Raw genomic sequence first — 16,220 nt, forward strand, 5'->3', positions numbered from 1 at the left:
AGCAGCCAGTCGAAAGACTCGGTCTGCAGGGCCAGAAGGTCAGGAACTTCGAGGGGCTCCTGGATGCGCGCAAAAGACACGCGACGGGGACCAGCGGGTACGGCGGAGGCGTTGCGCGAGGCTGCCAACAGATGTCCTTCCGAGGGCTCGCGGCGGACTGACTACACGCACGCCAGACAACCTCGCAACGTGAGCAAGCATCGCGGGTCGTCAAAGGGCAGCGCAAAGGGGCAGTGTAGCCGAACGGCACACGCCTGTCCACTTCGCTCTCGCTGCATGCTCCACGTTGGTCGCAGCATCGCCCGTTCAGGCGGAAACGTCAAGCCCACAACCCCGACTTTTAGCCGACTAGGGGGCCGGACGCTGGGTTTTCTCCCCTGTGTGACCGGTCGCCTACCGCCAGGCCCAAGACGATACCCGCGAACGGGGGCGGTTAACGCTCCGTCACACCGGGGGTCGAACCCATGCCGACAACCGGTGTATCTGTGACTGAGGTACCCGTTCCAAATGCTTCGCTAAACCTGATTTTTGGTAACAATTGAAAGAAGCGGCGCGCTGAGGCGTCAGGCGGTACCCAGGAGGGTCGACATGTCGGCCACCAGCCAGCGCGAATCTTGCCGGACCATGACGAACCTGGCCCTGTTCTGGGTGAACTGTTGCTGGAGCCCGATCTTGCCCGTGCCCTCCTTGACCGTACCCGTGTTCACGAAGAGCAGAACCTCTACTCGATCACGTTCGGCCCGCTCGATCCCGGCCCCTGCCACGGCCACGCTCTGCACGATCTTCTGCGCCTTGGCCCTGGACACCAGGGACGTGGTCAGCTCCTTGTACTGCTTCGTCAGCTCGCCGGTCGTATGCGTGCCGGCCCGCGCCAGGTCGGCCTCCACCGTCCGGTAGTCGTACGAGAGCAGGTCGGGCGCCACCTCCTTGGCCGCCGCCATCGCCTCCGCCCCTGCCGCGTCCGCCGCGCGCAGGTCGCGCAGGTTGAACCACATCGTCGGCACCAGCACGCCCGCCACGACCACGAGGACGCCCAGCAGCACGATCGCGAACGTCCTCACTTGACCTGCACCGCCTTCGACACCAGCCAGACGCCGCCGACCTTGGCCATCTCCATCGACCACCGGTAGTACCGCTCCTGGGGCGGGCTCTTGGAGCCGTCCCAGCGGATCTCCACATCGGCCACGACCAGCACCTTCGCCGTGGCGCCCGCCATGGAGACCAGGCCCGTCGCGCGCAGCACCCCGTGCTGGACGACCTTGTTCTCGACCGTGGTGGACTTGAGCTTGGCCGCGTTGGCCTCGTACTCCGCCCTGGCGGTCCCCGTCGAGGTGTCGATGATGCGTTTCACGTCGTCGTCGACGGTCTTGTAGTCGAGCGAGATCAGGTTCTTCGCGTGGGTCCCCGCGGCCAGGAGCGCCGCCTGCTTGTCGCCTGCCCTGCCCTGCTCCTCGCGCGCCTGCGCGGCGATCCACACTCCCGTGCCGACCAGCACCGCGAGCACTCCGCTGAGCGCCGCGATCAGGATGCGGGCGGGCCGGGCGGCAAGTACTGCCACGTCTGCTCACCCCTCCCTCGGCCGGTCCGCGGATCATAACGCGCCGTCCGCTCCTGGAGTCCCCGAATCAACCGAGGCGGTTGGGAACTCGGTGCGAATCGGGTCAAGGTGCCTAGATCCCCACAAATGCCCTTCAGGCGGCTCTCAGATGCCCGCTGAGCGGCCGCACACGTTTCCGGGACCCGAAGGGGGCATAGAGCGCCCAGGCCGCCCCTGGGGACCGCGACGGCGACAAACGCGGGCAGCAGGCGCACCCCTGCCGAGCGCAGGAGTCAGCGCATGCCGTGGAGGTGGGCGTTGACCAGCCGGGGATACTCCTCCAGCCAGTTACGACCCCGTTCGTCCACGAACGACCCCGGCGGCGGGATCACCCCGTTGGCCGCCAGCCACGTGCCCGGCGGCTGCTGTGAACGGCGGATCCTGTTGTCGCTCGGCATCAGCTGCGGCGGGATCGGCGGCAGCGCGCCGGGATCGAGCCCCATCTGAGCCTCGGCCTCCAGCTCGGAGAGATCCTTCTCCTCCGACATGCCGATCGGGCCGTGCCTCCTGGCGTTCAGGAACTGCCGCACCACCGGCTCCTCGCTCGACAGCAGCATCTCGCGCGGGCCGAACATGACCAGCTCGCGCCTGAACAACATCCCGATGCTGTCGGGAACCGTACGGGCGGTGTTGATGTCGTGCGTCACGATCAGGAACGTCGCCTCGATCTCGGCGTTGAGATCGACGATGGTCTGGTTGAGCAGCGCGGTGCGGACCGGGTCGAGGCCGGAATCGGGCTCGTCGAACAGGATGATCTCCGGATCCAGCACCAGCGCTCTGGCCAGCCCCGCACGCTTGCGCATGCCGCCGGAGATCTCCCCGGGCAGCTTGGACTCCGAGCCGAGCAGGCCGACCAGCTCGACCTTCTCCATCACGATCTGGCGGATCTGCGCCTCGGTCTTCTTGGTGTGCTCGCGCAGCGGGAAGGCGATGTTGTCGTAGAGGTTGAGCGAGCCGAACAGCGCGCCGTCCTGGAACAGCACGCCGAACAGCCGGCGCAACTCGTACAACTTGTTCTCGTTGCAGTTGGCGAGGTCGTAGCCGTCGATCCAGATGTGGCCGCGATCGGGCCGCAGCAGGCCGACCAGCGTCTTGAGGAAGACCGACTTCCCGGTGCCCGAGGGGCCGAGCAGGACGGAGATCTCGCCCGCGGGCAGCGTGAGGGAGACGTCCTCCCAGATGACCTGCCGGCCGAACGACTTGGTCAACCCGTCGACCACGACTTCGACTCCCACTGGACACCTTCCGATCGCAGTGAGTACTCGCCGGATAACGTGACGTCCTCACCGTAGTGAGGTTCCGTCGAATTGGAACCAGTTCCAATAACTTGTTACTTCCCGGTTATGCAACCGGTACGGCCCACTGCGCCTGCCCCCGGATCAGTCCTGCGTACCGCCGGCAAGCGCCCGCAGGCTGGGCCGCAGCAGCCGCGCGATCTCCTCCTGCGGCACCCCGCGCAGCTCGTCGAGGTCGAGCAGCTGGTGCCCGACGGTCACGCCGAGCATGGTCATCATCATCAGCGCCGCCCGCAGCCTCGCGTCTTCTCCCGCTACGGCCCGGGCCAGCCGGTCGATCTGCTCGCCGAGCACCTTGCGCGCCGACACGGCCGCCTCGGGGTGCGTGAGCATGGACCGCATCATGGCCAGCGAGCTCTGCGGCAGCTCGCCCATCTTCACGCCGAGAGTGCCGAGCACCTGCTCGACCACCTCGTCGGCGGCCGGCTCGCCGTGCGCGACCGGCGCCGCCTGCACGGCCCGCTGGAAGAGCTCCTGCTTGCTGCCGAAGTACTGCATCACGAGGGCGGGATCGACTTCGGCCCGCTTGGCGATGGCCCTGATGGTGGCCCGCTCGAACCCCACCTCGGCGAACAGCGCCCTGGCGGACCCCAGGATCCTCTCCTCGGTCCTGCGCCGCCGTTCGGCCCGCGGAAGCCCCTTCTCGCCCACGCCCCGACTCTACATGCGTTGACCGAGCTCGCTTTTTCGCTCTACGCTCGTTGAATCAACGCCTGTTGAGTGAATCGAGAGAGGTCCCTCATGTCCATCGAAGAGATCGTCACCGCCTACCACGCGGCCATGCTCCACAAGTCCGCCGACGAACTGGCCGACCTCTACGCGGAGGACGCGCTGCACGAGTTCCCGTTCGGGGGGCTGGCGCCGTTCAAGGGGAGGGAGGAGATCCGCGCCGGATACCGGGCGATGTGGGGCGCGCTCCCGTTCAAGCCCGACGAGGTACGGCGCGTGTCGCTCCACCAGGCGACGGACCCGGAGGTCGTGGTGGTGGAGCAGGACACGTTCATCACGGTCGCCGGGCAGTCGATCACCGTCCCTGGCCTCCTCGTGCTCCGGATCAGAAACGGCCAGATCATCCACACCAGGGACTACATGGACACCGGCGCCGTAGCCCGGGTAAGAGCCGCCGCCGCCTCCTGACCTCCGCCACGCCCGCGCTCAAGGAGTGGCCGAGGAGCGAGGCGGGTCAGGTCTGGGTGAGGTCGAAGATGGTCGTGCCGCCGACGGTGGTGCCGGTGAAGGTCTCCTGCACCCAGGCCGCGATCTGCGCCGCGTCATCGCTGCCGCCCGTGCTGCGACGGCCCCCTCCCATTCCGGTGCCGATGAAATAGTGGATCTTCTTCTCGGCGACGTACTGCTTGAACTGCTCGAGCGTCGGCGCGGGATCGGTGCCGTTGAACCCGCCCACCGCCATCACCGGCTGGCCGGCGGCCAGCTGGTATCCGGCCGCGTTGTTGGAGCCCACCGTCGCCGCCACCCATGTGTAGGCGGAGGCGTCGGTCTTCAGCAGCGCGGTCAGCTCGGCTGCCGGGGTGCCCGCGTTGAGCAGCCCGCCCATGCCCATTCCGCCGCGCCCCATCCCACGGCTGCCGGACCCGTCACCGGTCTGCCCCTGACCACCGCCCGGCGGTTGCCCCAGCGCCTGGCCGTTCCCAGGTTGCCGACCGGGCGCCCAGCCGTTTCCCGGCGGCTGGCGGAACTGCTGGCCGCCTCCCCCGCCCGCACGTGCGAACCCGCCGCCGAAACCCCTCCCGAAGCCACCGGTGGAGGGCCCGGCAGTCGGGATCGCCCCGGTGTGCGGGGAAGCAGCCGTGTCGACGGCATAGGCCGCCGGACCCGCCAACGACGCCAGGCACGCCACCAGGGCGACGCCCGCCACGGCCAGGGCCCGGCGCGTGAACAACATCGCCAGCGCCGCCCCCAGCCCGGCCACCAGCACGGCCATGCCCAGCCACGAGTTCCAGTCCGCGCTGCGCGACAGCAGCACGTACGACCACACCGCCGTCCCCGCCGTGACCATGGCCAGCAGCCGGAACGAGCGCCGCTCCCACAGCACGGCCACCCCCATGCCCACCAGCACGGCGATCGCCGGGGCCAGGGCCACGGTGTAGTACGCGTGGAAAATGCCCTGCATCAGGCTGAAGACCAGCCCGGTCGTGATCAGCCAGCTCCCCCACACCCAGAAGGCCGCACGGACCGGATCGACCCGCGGCGCCCGCCGGGTGAGCCAGGTGGCGGCGATCAGGAGCGCCAGCGCCGCCGGAAGCAGCCAGGAGATCTGGCCGCCCGCCTCCGTGTCGAACATCCGCAGCCATCCGGCCTGCTGGTTGAGATTGCCGAGCCCGCCGTAGTCGGCGCCGTTGAGCCGGCCGATCCCGTTGTAGCCGAGCGCCAGCTCCAGCACGCTGTTGCTCTGCGAACCCCCGATGTACGGCCGCTCCGACGCGGGCACCAGCGACACCGCGAGCAGCCACCACCCGGCCGAGACCACCATGGCCCCGCCGGCCAGCAGCAGCTGCCACACCCGCCGCCAGAACGCCACCGGCGCGGTGATCAGATAGACCAGCGCGAAACCGGGCAACACCAGGAACGCCTGCAGCATCTTCGCAAGGAACGCGAACCCGATCGCGGTCCCCGCCAGCACCAGCCACCGCGTGGCCCCACGCTCCTGCGCCCGAACCACGAAATATCCGGCGGCCGTCAGCAGCAGGACCAGCATCGCGTCCGGATTGTTGAACCTGAACATCAACACGGCCACAGGAGTGAGCGCCATCACGGCCCCGGCGAGCAGCCCTGCCCAGGCGCTGAACAACCTGCGCACGGACGCGTACACCAACGCCACCGCGCCGACGCCCATGAGCGCCTGGGGAACGAGCATGGCCCAGGAGTTGAGCCCGAACAGCCGCACGCTGAGCACCATCGGCCACAGGGAAGCCGGGGTCTTGTCGACGGTTATCGCGTTGGCGGCGTCGGAGGACCCGAAGAAGAACGCCTTCCAGCTCTGGCTGCCCGCCTGCACGGCCGCCGCGTAGAAGGAATTGGCCCATCCGGAGGCGCCCAGGCCCCAGATGTAGAGCACACCAGTGCCTATGAGGAGGGCGGTCAGCGCCCATCGAGACTTGGCTTCGGTAACCACACCCGCACGCTAGGCAGGCCGGTTGGCGGGGCGATGAGACGAACATGAGAATCTTCTGAGCCCACGCGCAGGGGCCCTGAGAACGCGAAAAGAGGCGGCACACCCGGCACCAGGGTGTATCCGCCTCTTCCCGAAGAGCTCGCGTGAAGGGGAAAGTTACTTCACGGTCACGGTGGCGCCGGCGCCCTCGAGGGCAGCCTTGGCCTTCTCCGCCTGCTCCTTGTTGACCTTGTTCTCGAAGACGGGCTTCGGAGCGCCGTCCACCAGGTCCTTGGCCTCCTTGAGGCCCAGGGACGTGAGGGCGCGGATCTCCTTGATGACCTGGATCTTCTTGTCGCCGGCGGCCTCGAGGATGACGTCGAACTCGTCCTGCTCCTCAACGGCGGCGGCCTCGCCACCACCGGCGGCGGCGGGGGCGGCGGCGACCGCGACGGGGGCGGCGGCCTTGACGTCGAAGACCTCTTCGAACTGCTTCACGAACTCGGACAGCTCGAGGAGGGTCATCTCCTTGAACGCGTCGAGCAGCTCGTCGGTGCTGAGCTTCGCCATGATGATTTCCTTACGTATAGGACTTGCAGAAAACTAGGAACGGGACCGCGGTTGTTGCGGCAACCCCCGTGTTACTCGCCCGCCTCTTCGCGCTTCGCGCGGAGGGCTTCGGCCAGCTGAGCCATCTGCGTGGGCAGCGCGGCGAACACAGCGGCAGCAGCGCTCTGCTTCGCCTTGAGCGCGCCAGCAAGCTTCGCGAGGAGAACCTCACGGGACTCGAGGTCGGCGAGCTTGGTGATCTCGGTGGCGTCGAGCGTCTTGCCGTCGAGGACGCCGCCCTTGATCACCAGAAGGGGATTGGCCTTGGCGAAGTCACGCAGACCCTTGGCAGCTTCGACAACGTCGCCGTTGACGAACGCGATCGCGGTCGGACCGGCGAGCAGGTCGCCGAGACCCGCGAGACCGGCCTCGGTGGCCGCGATCTTGGTCAGGGTGTTCTTCGCCACGGCGAACTTCGCATTCTCACCGAGAGACTTACGCAGCTCCTTGAGCTGCGCGACGGTGAGACCGCGGTACTCGGTCAGAACGGCGGCGGCGCTGCCTTCGAACTCGCTCTTGAGCTCGGCAACCGCTGTCGCCTTATCCGCCCTCGCCATGGGCCTCCTTCCAGATGTGCCACCGGCGAAGGCCCAGAAATGAGAACAGCCCCGGACGCAGGGCGCACGGGGCTCACGCATATGGATCACACCATATGGGAAACTCGCATCACACCTGCGCGGGCCGTCCACATGATGTGGATCCTTCGGTCGCCGGGCTTTGAGGCACCCGACGACGACCGGCGGTCTTTGGCAACGACCAGAGTACGTGCTGGCCGCCGAGTTTCCAAATCGTTCTCAGTTGGTCGTGCCCTTGGGCAGCTCTCCGATCTGGTCGGCGGGCGGGGCCTCGATGGTGACCGGCTCGTTGAAGCCCTTGAAAAGCAGCGTGGCGTCGAGCGTGGCGCCGTCCCTGGAGCCGTTCAGCACGAGCTTGCGCGGCAGGCCGTCGCCGGCCACCCAGATGTCGAACTTGACGTCCTTGAGCTCGGCCAGGTTCGTACGGGCCTGCTCCTGCTTGTCGGCGGGCAGCAGCTGCACGGCCGCGTCGACGGGGAACGTGCCGCTGTAGTGCGTGGTGTCCTCGCCGTTGACGCTCTCGTTGCCGGCCGACTTGACGTCCTTGGAGGCGGTGACGAGCTTGGTCACGTTGCCCAGGTCGAACTGCTGGATCTGAGCCAGGTACTGGTTCACCTGGCCGGAGTCGCCCATTTCGCTGAGCGGGACCTTGATCCACGGCTTGGTGGCCCCGACGAGGTCCTTGAGCGCCTCGACCTTGACGTAGACGGTGTCGCCCTGCAGCACGGCGCGCACGCCGCCCGGCAGGCTCCTGCCGCCCATGTCCACGCTGTCCAGGGTGAGGTCCACGGCGAGCTGGGGCTTGCTCTGGTAGAGCATGCGCCCCTGCACCTTGCCGGCGCCCTCCTGGGTGTGCGTGACGTTGACCACGGCGTCGACGGTGTAGCTGGTGACCTCTGCGGTCTTCTGCGCGGCCTGCGCGAGCACCTCTGAGGCGGCCAGGTTGACCTGGATGGGCTGTGCGTTCGATCCACAACCGGCGACCGCCGCCACTACGAGCGCGGCACCGGCCGCGGTGAGACTCATCGTGCGCTTCAGCATGTTTTGACCCTACGTTTAAGTTTCCCCGCCGTAGCGACTTCCCCTCACAATTAGGGGAAAACCCAGGGTTCTCCCCCACACACTCCACACATTCCCTTCACAACCCGACCGACTCCGGCGAGCCACGATGCGGGTGCTCGTGAGGCAGGCGACGGATGAACGGGCCCAAGCTACCCGGGCGAAAGGCGCGCCCGGAACAAAGAAAGAGCCCCGCCCGGAAACCGGGCGGGGCTCAATCGAGAAGAGAGGTCAGGCCTCGAGCTCGGCGGTGAGACCGCGGGTGACGTTGGGGTCGACCGGGACGCCCGGACCCATCGTCGTGGAGAACGTGACCTTCTTCAGGTAACGCCCCTTGGCCGCCGACGGCTTGAGACGCAGCACCTCGTCAAGGGCGGCGGCGTAGTTCTCGATGAGCTGGCGCTCCTCGAACGACGTCTTGCCGATGATGAAGTGGAGGTTGGCCTGGCGGTCGGTGCGGAACTCGATCTTGCCGCCCTTGATCTCCGTCACGGCCTTGGCGACGTCGGGCGTCACCGTGCCGGTCTTCGGGTTGGGCATGAGACCGCGCGGGCCGAGCACGCGACCCAGGCGACCCACCTTGCCCATCAGGTCGGGCGTGGCCACCACGGCGTCGAACTCGTTGAGCCGGTTGCCCTTGGAGATGTCGTCGATCAGCTCGTCGGCGCCGACGATGTCGGCGCCCGCCTCGCGGGCCGCCTCGGCACGGTCACCGGTCGCGAAGACCAGGACCCGGGCGGTCTTGCCGGTGCCGTGCGGAAGGTTGACCGTGCCGCGCACGATCTGGTCGGCCTTGCGAGGGTCGACGCCCAGCCGCAGCGCGACCTCGACGGTGGCGTCGAACTTGGTGGTCGACGTCTCCTTGGCGAGCTTCGCTGCCTCGACGGGCGAGTAGAGCTTGTCGCGGTCGACCTTGGCGGCCGCGTCTTTGTGCGCCTTGCTGCGCTTCATTGCTGACTCCTAGTGGTCCGCGGGCCCGAGGGCCCTCCCACGATGTTCGGGAAAGTGTTACTCGGCGAGGGTGATGCCCATCGACCGGGCGGTGCCGGCGATGATCTTCTCGGCCGCCTCGATGTCGTTGGCGTTGAGGTCGGGCATCTTCGTCTCGGCGATGCTGCGCAGCTGCTCGCGAGTGAGCTTGCCCACCTTGTCGCGGTGCGGGACCGCGCTGCCCTTGTCGAGACCGAGGGCCTTCTTGATCAGCTCGGGCGCCGGGGGCGTCTTCGTGACGAAGGTGAAGCTGCGGTCTTCGAAAATGGTGATCTCAACGGGGATGATGTTGCCCCGCTGGGCCTCCGTGGCAGCGTTGTACTGCTTGACGAAGTCCATGATGTTGACGCCGTGGGGACCGAGCGCGGTACCCACCGGCGGCGCCGGGGTGGCCTGTCCAGCGGGGAGCTGGACCTTCACCAGAGCGGCGATTTTCTTCTTCGGAGGCATTTGTCCTTCTCCGGGTCCTGATTGCGATGCCTGTCAGGGCCGGCGGATTGCAGCCCTGACACGTCGGAGGCCGCCCTCACGAACAGGCGGCCGACCGAACGTCTCAGTGTATGTGATCGTCCTAGATCTTCGAGACCTGGTTGAACGAGAGCTCGACCGGAGTCTCGCGACCGAAGATCGAGACGAGCACCTTGAGCTTCTGCGACTCGGGGCTGATCTCGCTCACCGAGGCGGGCAGCGTCGCGAACGGGCCGTCCATGACCGTGACGGACTCGCCGATCTCGAACTCGACCGTCGGGCCCGTGGCCGTCTTGGCCGCGGCCTTCTTGGTCTCCTCGGTCGGCTCGGGCGCCAGCAGCTTGGCGACCTCGTCGAGGCTGAGCGGGCTCGGCTTGTTGGACAGGCCGACGAAGCCGGTCACGCCGGGCGTGTTGCGCACGGCGGCCCAGGACTCGTCGGTGAGCTCCATGCGCACCAGCACGTAGCCGGGCAGCACGCGCTCCTTGACCGGCACCTTCTTGCCGCTCTTGAACTCCTGGACGGTGTGCGTCGGCACCTCGACCTGGTAGATGTAGTCCTCCATGTTGAGCGAGACGTTGCGGCTCTCGATGTTGGACTTCACGCGGTTTTCGTAACCGGCGTAGGAGTGAATGACGTACCACTCGCCGGGAAGGCCGCGCAGCGAGCTCTTGAACTCCTCGACGGGGTCGACGTCGGGAAGAACCTCACCGTCTTCGACGGCGGAAGCCTCGACATCGGCCGCCTCGTCGCTCTCCGCGACCTCGGCCTCCTGGAGCGCCGCCTCGGCGGCCTCCTCAGTGGCCTCTTCCAGCTCGTCGCCCCACTCCTCGCGGGAGTCGCCCCACTCCTCGCGGGACTCGTCGGCCGGAACTGAAGATTCGGACACGGTGACTCTTCCTCTTTCGTCTTTTCGCTGATTCAGCTCGTAACGAATGGCGTATCCGTCAGGCCACACCGGCGGGCGGCTGGATCAGCTGCCGCCGAAGACCTTGAGGACCGCCCATCCCAGGGCACTGTCGAGCCCGTACACGATCCCGACCATGATCAGAACGAATACCAGGACGACCGTGGTATAGGTGATGAGGTCCTTGCGTGTCGGCCAGATGACCTTGCGGAGCTCGCCGACGACCTGCCGATAGAAAAGGGCAGGTGAAGTGCGTGTCTTCTTCTCGCCACTCGGCTTGCCTGCGGTCTCGCCGCGCGTGTCGATCGCCACAGTCCTCACCTGAAATCTGTCGTATCCAACGCAGTTTTGCGGCGCGCTTACACGCCCATTATTGCGCGGACCGCACTCGCAGGGCACGAGGGACTCGAACCCCCAACCGCCGGTTTTGGAGACCGGTGCGCTACCAATTGCGCCAGTGCCCTATGTCGTTAGACCAGAGTACCCTGATCGACCCACTGCCTGGACCGAACCGCTCGCCGACATGCTGTGCGGAAGGACCAGCCGAAAGCATACGGGGGATTGCCCGGCGCGTCGAACCCGATACCGATCGCCCAGGTCACAACCGCGCGCGACTCGCGTGGGAGCATGGACGCATGTCCACCCGACCTCGCATCTCCGCCAGAATTTCCGCGATTTCCGAGTCCGCCACGCTCGCCGTGGACGCCAAGGCCAAGGCGATGAAGGCGGCGGGCCGCCCCGTCATCGGCTTCGGCGCGGGCGAGCCCGACTTCTCGACGCCCGGCTACATCGTCGAGGCGGCGATCCAGGCGGCCCGCGAGCCGCGCTTCCACAAGTACACCCCGGCGGGCGGCCTGCCCGAGCTCAAGCAGGCCATCGCCGACAAGACGCGGCGCGACTCCGGCTACGCGGTGGAGGCGTCGCAGGTGCTGGTCACCAACGGCGGCAAGCAGGCGGTCTACGAGGTGTTCGCGACCCTGCTCGACCCGGGCGACGAGGTCCTGGTCGTGGCCCCGTACTGGACGACCTACCCCGAGGCGATCAAACTGGCCGGCGGCGTGCAGGTCGACGTCGTGACCGACGAGTCCACCGGCTATCTGGCGAGCGTCGAGCAGCTCGAGGCCGCGCGCACCGAGCGTACGAAGGTCCTGCTGTTCGTCTCGCCGTCCAACCCGACGGGCGCCGTCTACTCCCCCGAGGAGACGGCGGCGATCGGCCGCTGGGCCGCCGAGCACGGCCTGTGGGTGGTCACCGACGAGATCTACGAGCACCTGGTGTACGGCGGCGCCGAGTTCACCAGCATCGCCACGGCCGCCCCCGAGCTGGGCGACCGGGTCGTGATCCTCAACGGCGTGGCCAAGACGTACGCGATGACCGGCTGGCGCGTGGGCTGGCTGATCGGCCCGTCCGACGTGGTCAAGGCCGCCACCAACCTGCAGTCCCACGCCACCTCCAACGTCTCGAACGTCTCCCAGATGGCCGCGCTGGCCGCCGTTTCCGGCGACCTGTCGGCGGTGGCGGAGATGCGCACGGCGTTCGACCGGCGTCGCCAGACGATCGTCAGGATGCTCAACGAGATCCCGGGCGTGTTCTGCCCGGAGCCGAAGGGGGCGTTCTACGCATACCCGTCGGTCAAGGAGCTGGTCGGCAAGGAGCTGCGCGGCAGGCGGCCGCAGTCGTCCGGCGAGCTGGCCGAGCTGATCCTCGAGGAGGCCGAGGTGGCGGTGGTGCCGGGCGAGGCGTTCGGCACGCCTGGCTACTTCCGCCTGTCGTACGCGCTGGGCGACGACGACCTGGTCGAGGGCGTCAGCCGCATGGGCAAGCTGCTGTCAGAGGCCCGCTGAGGCCCGCGGCCGTCAGGGCGCGGGGCTGAGGGTTACCCCGGCGGCGATCCGCTTGATCTCGGCTGCCAGGCCGGGCGTCGCGGCGATGTAGACCGCGGTGCCCGGCCGCTCCAGCCACATGAAGTTACGCAGGCCGGTACGCGTGGTCCAGCGCAGTGCCGGCCTGCCCTTGTACACCGTCAGCGTCGACCTGGCGACCAGGGTGACGAACTGCTCGGCGGTCCGCACCCCGCAGACGACGCCGACGTACAGCTCCTCGTCGCTCTCCCGCCAGATCAGGCCGTTGACCTCGAGCCGCCGGGTGAGCGACCCCAGCCGGGCGAACGAGCCCGTCCTGGTCAGCCCCTCCGGCATGTCGGGCAGCTTCACGTCGGTCGGCCCGCAGGCCAGCGAGCGGCCCTCCTGTGGCACGGGCGTGGGCGGCGGCATGGCGTGAGACTCGGGCTCGGACACGGGCATGTCGTCGCCGCCGCACGCGGCCAGCGCGAATATGAGGAGCGCCGCTGCCAGACGCCGCATCGGTCCCCCCAGAAAGTCGCGGAAAAGGCTCCTAGTCTCCTACAGGACCTTTGACGGAAGCGGCAATCGCAACCAGTTCGCGGCCGAGGGACTCGCTGACCCGGATCCACGCGCCCGTGCCCGCGCGCTCCAGCCAGACGATCAGCCGGCCGCCGTTCGGATGCCGGCCCGCCACGGCGGGCCTGCCGCGCACGAGGGTGGCGCGGGCGTCCAGCACGGTGTCCCGCCTGCGGTAGCTCGCCCAGTCGGCGGCGGGCTCGACCTGGGCCTCAACATACCGGTCGCCCGAGCTGAACCTGGCCCAGGCCCCCCTGGGCTTGATCGCTCCCCCGCCGCTGCGCGCCAGCCCGGCGGGCAGGTAAGTGATCCAGAAGTCGTGGGAGACCACGGCGGGGATGGCCTCCGGCGGGGTCTGTACGGGGACGGCGGCGACCCCGGCGGCGACTCCGGCGACGGGCCGCGGGCGCCCGAAGCCCGAGGAGAAGAGCCCGTAGACGATCAGAGCCGCCACCCCGAACGCCAGGCCCGCGAGCGCCGCACGCCGTCCCTGTCCGATGCCGCCAGGCTCCTCAGGGATCATGCATTCTTGATCCCCAGTTACGCCCCGCCCATCACTTGATCGCCCGGATGCCCTTCGCGATTTTCCTCAACTCGGCCAGGCCGTCGACCCCATGGCGTAGTGGCAAGATATGTCAATGGCAAGGCCCCTGATCGCGCTACCCAAGGCCCACCTTCACCTGCACTTCACCGGATCGATGCGACATTCCACGCTGATCGAGCTGGCCAGGGACCAAGGGCTGCATCTGCCGGACGCGCTGGAGGAGGACTGGCCGCCCAAGCTGCGCGCCACGGACGAGCGCGGGTGGTTCAGGTTCCAGCGGCTGTACGACATCGCCAGGTCCGTGCTGACCCAGCCGGAGCACGTCTACCGGCTGCTGCGCGAGACGGCCGAGGACGAGGCGGCGGCCGGGTCGCGGTGGCTGGAGATCCAGGTGGACCCGTCGGGGTACGCGCAGCGCTTCGGCGGGCTGACGGCCACGCTTGAGCTGACGCTGGACGCGGCGCGCCAGGCCGCCGAGCACGCGGGGATCGGGATCGCGGTGGTCGTGGCGGCCAACAGGACCCGCCACCCGCTCGACGCGAACACGCTGGCCAGGCTCGCCACCCAATACGCCGGCAAGGGCGTGGTGGGGTTCGGGCTGTCCAACGACGAGCGCCGGGGCGAGGCCAGGGACTTCGAGCGGGCGTTCCGGATCGCCAAGCGCGGCGGGCTGCTGGCCGTGCCGCACGGGGGCGAGTTGCTGGGGCCGCGCAGCGTCGCGCAGTGCGTGGACGACCTGGGAGCCGATCGCGTCGGGCACGGCGTGCGGGCGGCGGAGGACGCGTGGCTGATGGAGCGGCTGGCCGACCGGCAGATCTGCTGCGAGGTCTGCCCCACCTCGAACGTCGGGCTCGGGGTGGCCGAGGAGGCCGCCAACGTGCCGGTGCGGCGGCTGTTCGACGCGGGGGTGCCGATCGCTTTGGGGTCCGATGACCCGTTGCTCTTTGGCTCGCGGCTGTTGCGGCAGTACGAGCTGGCTCGGGAGGTTTACGGCTTCAGCGACGCGGAGCTGGCCGAGCTGGCCCGCCAGTCCATCCGCTCGTCCGCGGCCCCCGATCCGGTACGCAAGGAGCTGCTCAAGGGCGTGGACGACTGGCTGACGGGCTCACTGCAGTGACGTGGCGACGCGTACGGCCTCGTCCTTGGTCTTGAGGCCTTCCAAGCGGTAGCTCAGCGTGTCCTGCTGCCAGATGAGGGTGGGGCCGGCCTGGCGCAGGGGCACCTCGGTGCCGTCCTGGCGCTGGATGTAGCCGAGAGGGTGCGACCCCGGCACCCACCAGGCGTTGTACGGACCGACCTTGACGTAGTCGGGCCACGGTGGGCCGAGCTTCTTGAAGAACACCGGGTCCAGGCCGCCGTCGAACTGGTCGAGCCGGACGCCGTCCGGCCAGAACATCGACACGACCTTGCCGTTGTCGGCCACCGTGACGCTGCGCGGGTCACCGAGCGCCTTCGGGGTCTTGACCTGGAACTTCACCTCACCCGCGACCTTGTCCGGCGTCACGGTGTGCTGGCCGGGCATGGGCGCGGCAGTGGTGACGGCCTTGGGCGGCGTGTCGCCGATCTGGAGCTCGATCCCGGCGAACCGCAGGATCCTCACCACCGCCGCCCGGCCCTGAGGGGTGGCGGCCGTGATGGCGATGACGACGAGCACGACGGCCGTGACGATCTTCCACTTCGCCCGCCGGCCACGTCGCGCCGGCGGCCGCCGGCCATCCTCCCGCCGGCCCGGCGCCCCGGGGCGCGGTCGGAGGGGGCCATGCGCCGGATCGGGACCTGCGCCGGGCTCACCACCCTCACCGGCACCGCCGTCGGCGCGCTCGTCGCCAGGAATGACGCCGTGAGCGGTGGGCGGCGCTACGGGAACGGCTTCAGCAGGCGTGGTGTCACCTGGGGCGGCGTCCGCGGACGTGGCGGCGGGGGTGTCGCGGATCTCCGCCTCGAGGCGGGCGCGGACGGTGGCGGCGACGTCGGCGGGCGGTGGGTCGGGGACGTCCAGGAGGTCCCCGAGCGCCAGGAGTTCGGCCTCCAGGTCGTCGAAAGGCTCACGCGAGTTCATTGCCCACCTCCTCCCTCAGCCGGGCCAGCCCCCGATGCGTGCTGGACTTGACGGTGCCGACGGGCCAGTCGAGCACCTGCGCCGTCTCCGCCTCGGTCAGCTGTAAGAAGTACCGGCAGACGACAGCCTGGCGTTCCCGTTCGGGCAGCCGCCGTACCGCCTCCAGCAGCCGGGACCGACGGTCGGTGGCCACCGCCGCGCCCTCGGGGTCGTCGGGCGCGCTCACGGCGGCCGTGGCGCCCAGCCGCAGGGTCAGCTCGGAGCGGCGCCCCCGCGACCGGGTCAGGTTGTGGGTCTCGTTGGCCACGATCCGCAGCAGCCACGGGCGGAAGGGCGCGTCCCTGCGGAAGCTCGCCAGGTGCCGGAACGCCTTGACGAACGCCTCCTGCACGACGTCCTCGGCTTCGTCCCCCGCCCCCAGCATGGAAGCGGTACGGTGGGCGAGCGCGCTGTAGCGGGTGACCAACGCCTCATAGGCGGATAAGTCACCGGCGAGCGAGCGCTCGACAGCCTCGTCGTCGTTCATGGCGAGTCAGATTCCACCTCATCCGAGGCCCGTGCGGAAGAGGCATTCATACGTCAAGT

The 16,220-nt window shown here is 68.6% G+C and carries 19 protein-coding genes and 1 tRNA gene; 3 read left to right on the plus strand and 17 right to left on the minus strand.

Annotation, left to right across the window (positions count from 1 at the left end; translation table 11 throughout):
• Window positions 1–563: 563 nt before the first annotated feature.
• The 4 genes from ACIBVN_RS42765 to ACIBVN_RS42780 all read right to left on the minus strand — a co-directional run bounded on the left by ACIBVN_RS42765 (window position 564) and on the right by ACIBVN_RS42780 (window position 3,543).
• Window positions 564–1,061: a hypothetical protein gene (locus tag ACIBVN_RS42765; protein ID WP_397146027.1), complete on the minus strand. Its 498-nt coding sequence runs from the start codon at window positions 1,059–1,061 to the stop codon at window positions 564–566.
• Entirely contained in the window at window positions 1,058–1,558 is a 501-nt protein-coding gene (locus ACIBVN_RS42770; RefSeq protein WP_397146028.1) for a hypothetical protein, read from the minus strand. Before ACIBVN_RS42770 ends, ACIBVN_RS42765 begins: the two co-directional genes overlap by 4 nt.
• Before the next feature lie 272 nt (window positions 1,559–1,830).
• Window positions 1,831–2,832, minus strand: coding sequence for an ABC transporter ATP-binding protein (locus tag ACIBVN_RS42775; protein WP_397146029.1), 1,002 nt, complete (start codon window positions 2,830–2,832; stop codon window positions 1,831–1,833).
• Window positions 2,833–2,976: 144 nt separating this feature from the next.
• Window positions 2,977–3,543 (minus strand): TetR family transcriptional regulator, encoded by a 567-nt coding sequence (locus ACIBVN_RS42780; protein ID WP_397146030.1) that lies wholly within the window; start codon window positions 3,541–3,543, stop codon window positions 2,977–2,979.
• A gap of 90 nt (window positions 3,544–3,633) precedes the next feature.
• On the opposite strand from ACIBVN_RS42780, the gene ACIBVN_RS42785 reads away from it, so the two are divergent.
• The gene (locus ACIBVN_RS42785; protein WP_397146031.1) at window positions 3,634–4,029 is read left to right on the plus strand and encodes a nuclear transport factor 2 family protein; all 396 of its coding nucleotides are present in this window, start codon (window positions 3,634–3,636) and stop codon (window positions 4,027–4,029) included.
• 46 nt (window positions 4,030–4,075) lie between these two features.
• Here the strand turns inward: ACIBVN_RS42785 and ACIBVN_RS42790 are convergent, their stop codons facing one another.
• From ACIBVN_RS42790 to ACIBVN_RS42830, 9 genes are all read right to left on the minus strand, one after another.
• The gene (locus ACIBVN_RS42790; protein WP_397146032.1) at window positions 4,076–6,025 is read right to left on the minus strand and encodes a glycosyltransferase family 39 protein; all 1,950 of its coding nucleotides are present in this window, start codon (window positions 6,023–6,025) and stop codon (window positions 4,076–4,078) included.
• A 156-nt stretch (window positions 6,026–6,181) separates the two neighbouring features.
• Entirely contained in the window at window positions 6,182–6,574 is a 393-nt protein-coding gene (gene rplL / locus ACIBVN_RS42795; protein ID WP_397146033.1) for a 50S ribosomal protein L7/L12, read from the minus strand.
• Window positions 6,575–6,645: 71 nt separating this feature from the next.
• A complete protein-coding gene (rplJ, locus tag ACIBVN_RS42800) occupies window positions 6,646–7,170 on the minus strand; it encodes a 50S ribosomal protein L10 (RefSeq protein WP_397146034.1) in 525 nt (174 codons plus the stop codon).
• A 237-nt stretch (window positions 7,171–7,407) separates the two neighbouring features.
• Entirely contained in the window at window positions 7,408–8,229 is an 822-nt protein-coding gene (locus tag ACIBVN_RS42805; RefSeq protein WP_397146035.1) for an LppX_LprAFG lipoprotein, read from the minus strand.
• A 249-nt stretch (window positions 8,230–8,478) separates the two neighbouring features.
• Entirely contained in the window at window positions 8,479–9,198 is a 720-nt protein-coding gene (rplA, locus tag ACIBVN_RS42810; protein WP_397146036.1) for a 50S ribosomal protein L1, read from the minus strand.
• Window positions 9,199–9,255: 57 nt separating this feature from the next.
• Window positions 9,256–9,687, minus strand: a complete 432-nt coding sequence (rplK, locus tag ACIBVN_RS42815) for a 50S ribosomal protein L11 (RefSeq protein ID WP_397146037.1) — start codon at window positions 9,685–9,687, stop codon at window positions 9,256–9,258.
• Between the two features lie 121 nt (window positions 9,688–9,808).
• Entirely contained in the window at window positions 9,809–10,594 is a 786-nt protein-coding gene (nusG, locus tag ACIBVN_RS42820; protein ID WP_397146038.1) for a transcription termination/antitermination protein NusG, read from the minus strand.
• An 84-nt stretch (window positions 10,595–10,678) separates the two neighbouring features.
• Window positions 10,679–10,924, minus strand: coding sequence for a preprotein translocase subunit SecE (gene secE / locus ACIBVN_RS42825; RefSeq protein WP_397146039.1), 246 nt, complete (start codon window positions 10,922–10,924; stop codon window positions 10,679–10,681).
• A 79-nt stretch (window positions 10,925–11,003) separates the two neighbouring features.
• Window positions 11,004–11,076 (minus strand) — tRNA-Trp (locus tag ACIBVN_RS42830).
• A 171-nt stretch (window positions 11,077–11,247) separates the two neighbouring features.
• Here ACIBVN_RS42830 and ACIBVN_RS42835 point away from each other — a divergent pair.
• Window positions 11,248–12,456, plus strand: coding sequence for a pyridoxal phosphate-dependent aminotransferase (locus tag ACIBVN_RS42835; protein ID WP_397146040.1), 1,209 nt, complete (start codon window positions 11,248–11,250; stop codon window positions 12,454–12,456).
• A 12-nt stretch (window positions 12,457–12,468) separates the two neighbouring features.
• Here the strand turns inward: ACIBVN_RS42835 and ACIBVN_RS42840 are convergent, their stop codons facing one another.
• On the minus strand, window positions 12,469–12,975 hold the full coding sequence (locus tag ACIBVN_RS42840; protein WP_397146041.1) for a hypothetical protein: 507 nt from the start codon (window positions 12,973–12,975) through the stop codon (window positions 12,469–12,471).
• A 31-nt stretch (window positions 12,976–13,006) separates the two neighbouring features.
• Window positions 13,007–13,555: a hypothetical protein gene (locus ACIBVN_RS42845; RefSeq protein ID WP_397146042.1), complete on the minus strand. Its 549-nt coding sequence runs from the start codon at window positions 13,553–13,555 to the stop codon at window positions 13,007–13,009.
• A gap of 115 nt (window positions 13,556–13,670) precedes the next feature.
• Here ACIBVN_RS42845 and ACIBVN_RS42850 point away from each other — a divergent pair, with 115 nt between their 5' ends.
• Window positions 13,671–14,693 carry an adenosine deaminase gene (locus tag ACIBVN_RS42850; protein WP_397146043.1) on the plus strand — a complete coding sequence of 341 codons (1,023 nt, stop codon included), beginning with the start codon at window positions 13,671–13,673 and terminating at the stop codon, window positions 14,691–14,693.
• Here the strand turns inward: ACIBVN_RS42850 and ACIBVN_RS42855 are convergent.
• Together ACIBVN_RS42855 and ACIBVN_RS42860 are read right to left on the minus strand one after the other, a co-directional pair.
• Entirely contained in the window at window positions 14,682–15,635 is a 954-nt protein-coding gene (locus ACIBVN_RS42855) for a hypothetical protein (protein WP_397146044.1), read from the minus strand. The genes ACIBVN_RS42850 and ACIBVN_RS42855 overlap by 12 nt on opposite strands.
• Window positions 15,622–16,161: an RNA polymerase sigma factor gene (locus ACIBVN_RS42860; RefSeq protein WP_397146045.1), complete on the minus strand. Its 540-nt coding sequence runs from the start codon at window positions 16,159–16,161 to the stop codon at window positions 15,622–15,624. The genes ACIBVN_RS42855 and ACIBVN_RS42860 overlap by 14 nt, the downstream gene beginning before the upstream one ends.
• Between the last annotated feature and the right edge of the window lie 59 nt (window positions 16,162–16,220).

The sequence above is a fragment of the Nonomuraea sp. NPDC049400 genome (assembly GCF_044466425.1).
In the GTDB taxonomy this organism is placed as follows: domain Bacteria; phylum Actinomycetota; class Actinomycetes; order Streptosporangiales; family Streptosporangiaceae; genus Nonomuraea.

What these genes read in the sequence shown, in the direction of transcription:
- ACIBVN_RS42785 (WP_397146031.1), top strand. Translation starts at nt 3,634, where the DNA reads ATGTCCATCGAAGAGATCGTCACCGCCTACCACGCGGCCATGCTCCAC.
- rplL (WP_397146033.1), bottom strand. Translation starts at nt 6,574, where the DNA reads ATGGCGAAGCTCAGCACCGACGAGCTGCTCGACGCGTTCAAGGAGATG.
- rplJ (WP_397146034.1), bottom strand. Translation starts at nt 7,170, where the DNA reads ATGGCGAGGGCGGATAAGGCGACAGCGGTTGCCGAGCTCAAGAGCGAG.
- ACIBVN_RS42805 (WP_397146035.1), bottom strand. Translation starts at nt 8,229, where the DNA reads ATGCTGAAGCGCACGATGAGTCTCACCGCGGCCGGTGCCGCGCTCGTA.
- rplA (WP_397146036.1), bottom strand. Translation starts at nt 9,198, where the DNA reads ATGAAGCGCAGCAAGGCGCACAAAGACGCGGCCGCCAAGGTCGACCGC.
- rplK (WP_397146037.1), bottom strand. Translation starts at nt 9,687, where the DNA reads ATGCCTCCGAAGAAGAAAATCGCCGCTCTGGTGAAGGTCCAGCTCCCC.
- ACIBVN_RS42835 (WP_397146040.1), top strand. Translation starts at nt 11,248, where the DNA reads ATGTCCACCCGACCTCGCATCTCCGCCAGAATTTCCGCGATTTCCGAG.
- ACIBVN_RS42840 (WP_397146041.1), bottom strand. Translation starts at nt 12,975, where the DNA reads ATGCGGCGTCTGGCAGCGGCGCTCCTCATATTCGCGCTGGCCGCGTGC.
- ACIBVN_RS42845 (WP_397146042.1), bottom strand. Translation starts at nt 13,555, where the DNA reads ATGATCCCTGAGGAGCCTGGCGGCATCGGACAGGGACGGCGTGCGGCG.
- ACIBVN_RS42850 (WP_397146043.1), top strand. Translation starts at nt 13,671, where the DNA reads ATGGCAAGGCCCCTGATCGCGCTACCCAAGGCCCACCTTCACCTGCAC.
- ACIBVN_RS42855 (WP_397146044.1), bottom strand. Translation starts at nt 15,635, where the DNA reads ATGAACTCGCGTGAGCCTTTCGACGACCTGGAGGCCGAACTCCTGGCG.
- ACIBVN_RS42860 (WP_397146045.1), bottom strand. Translation starts at nt 16,161, where the DNA reads ATGAACGACGACGAGGCTGTCGAGCGCTCGCTCGCCGGTGACTTATCC.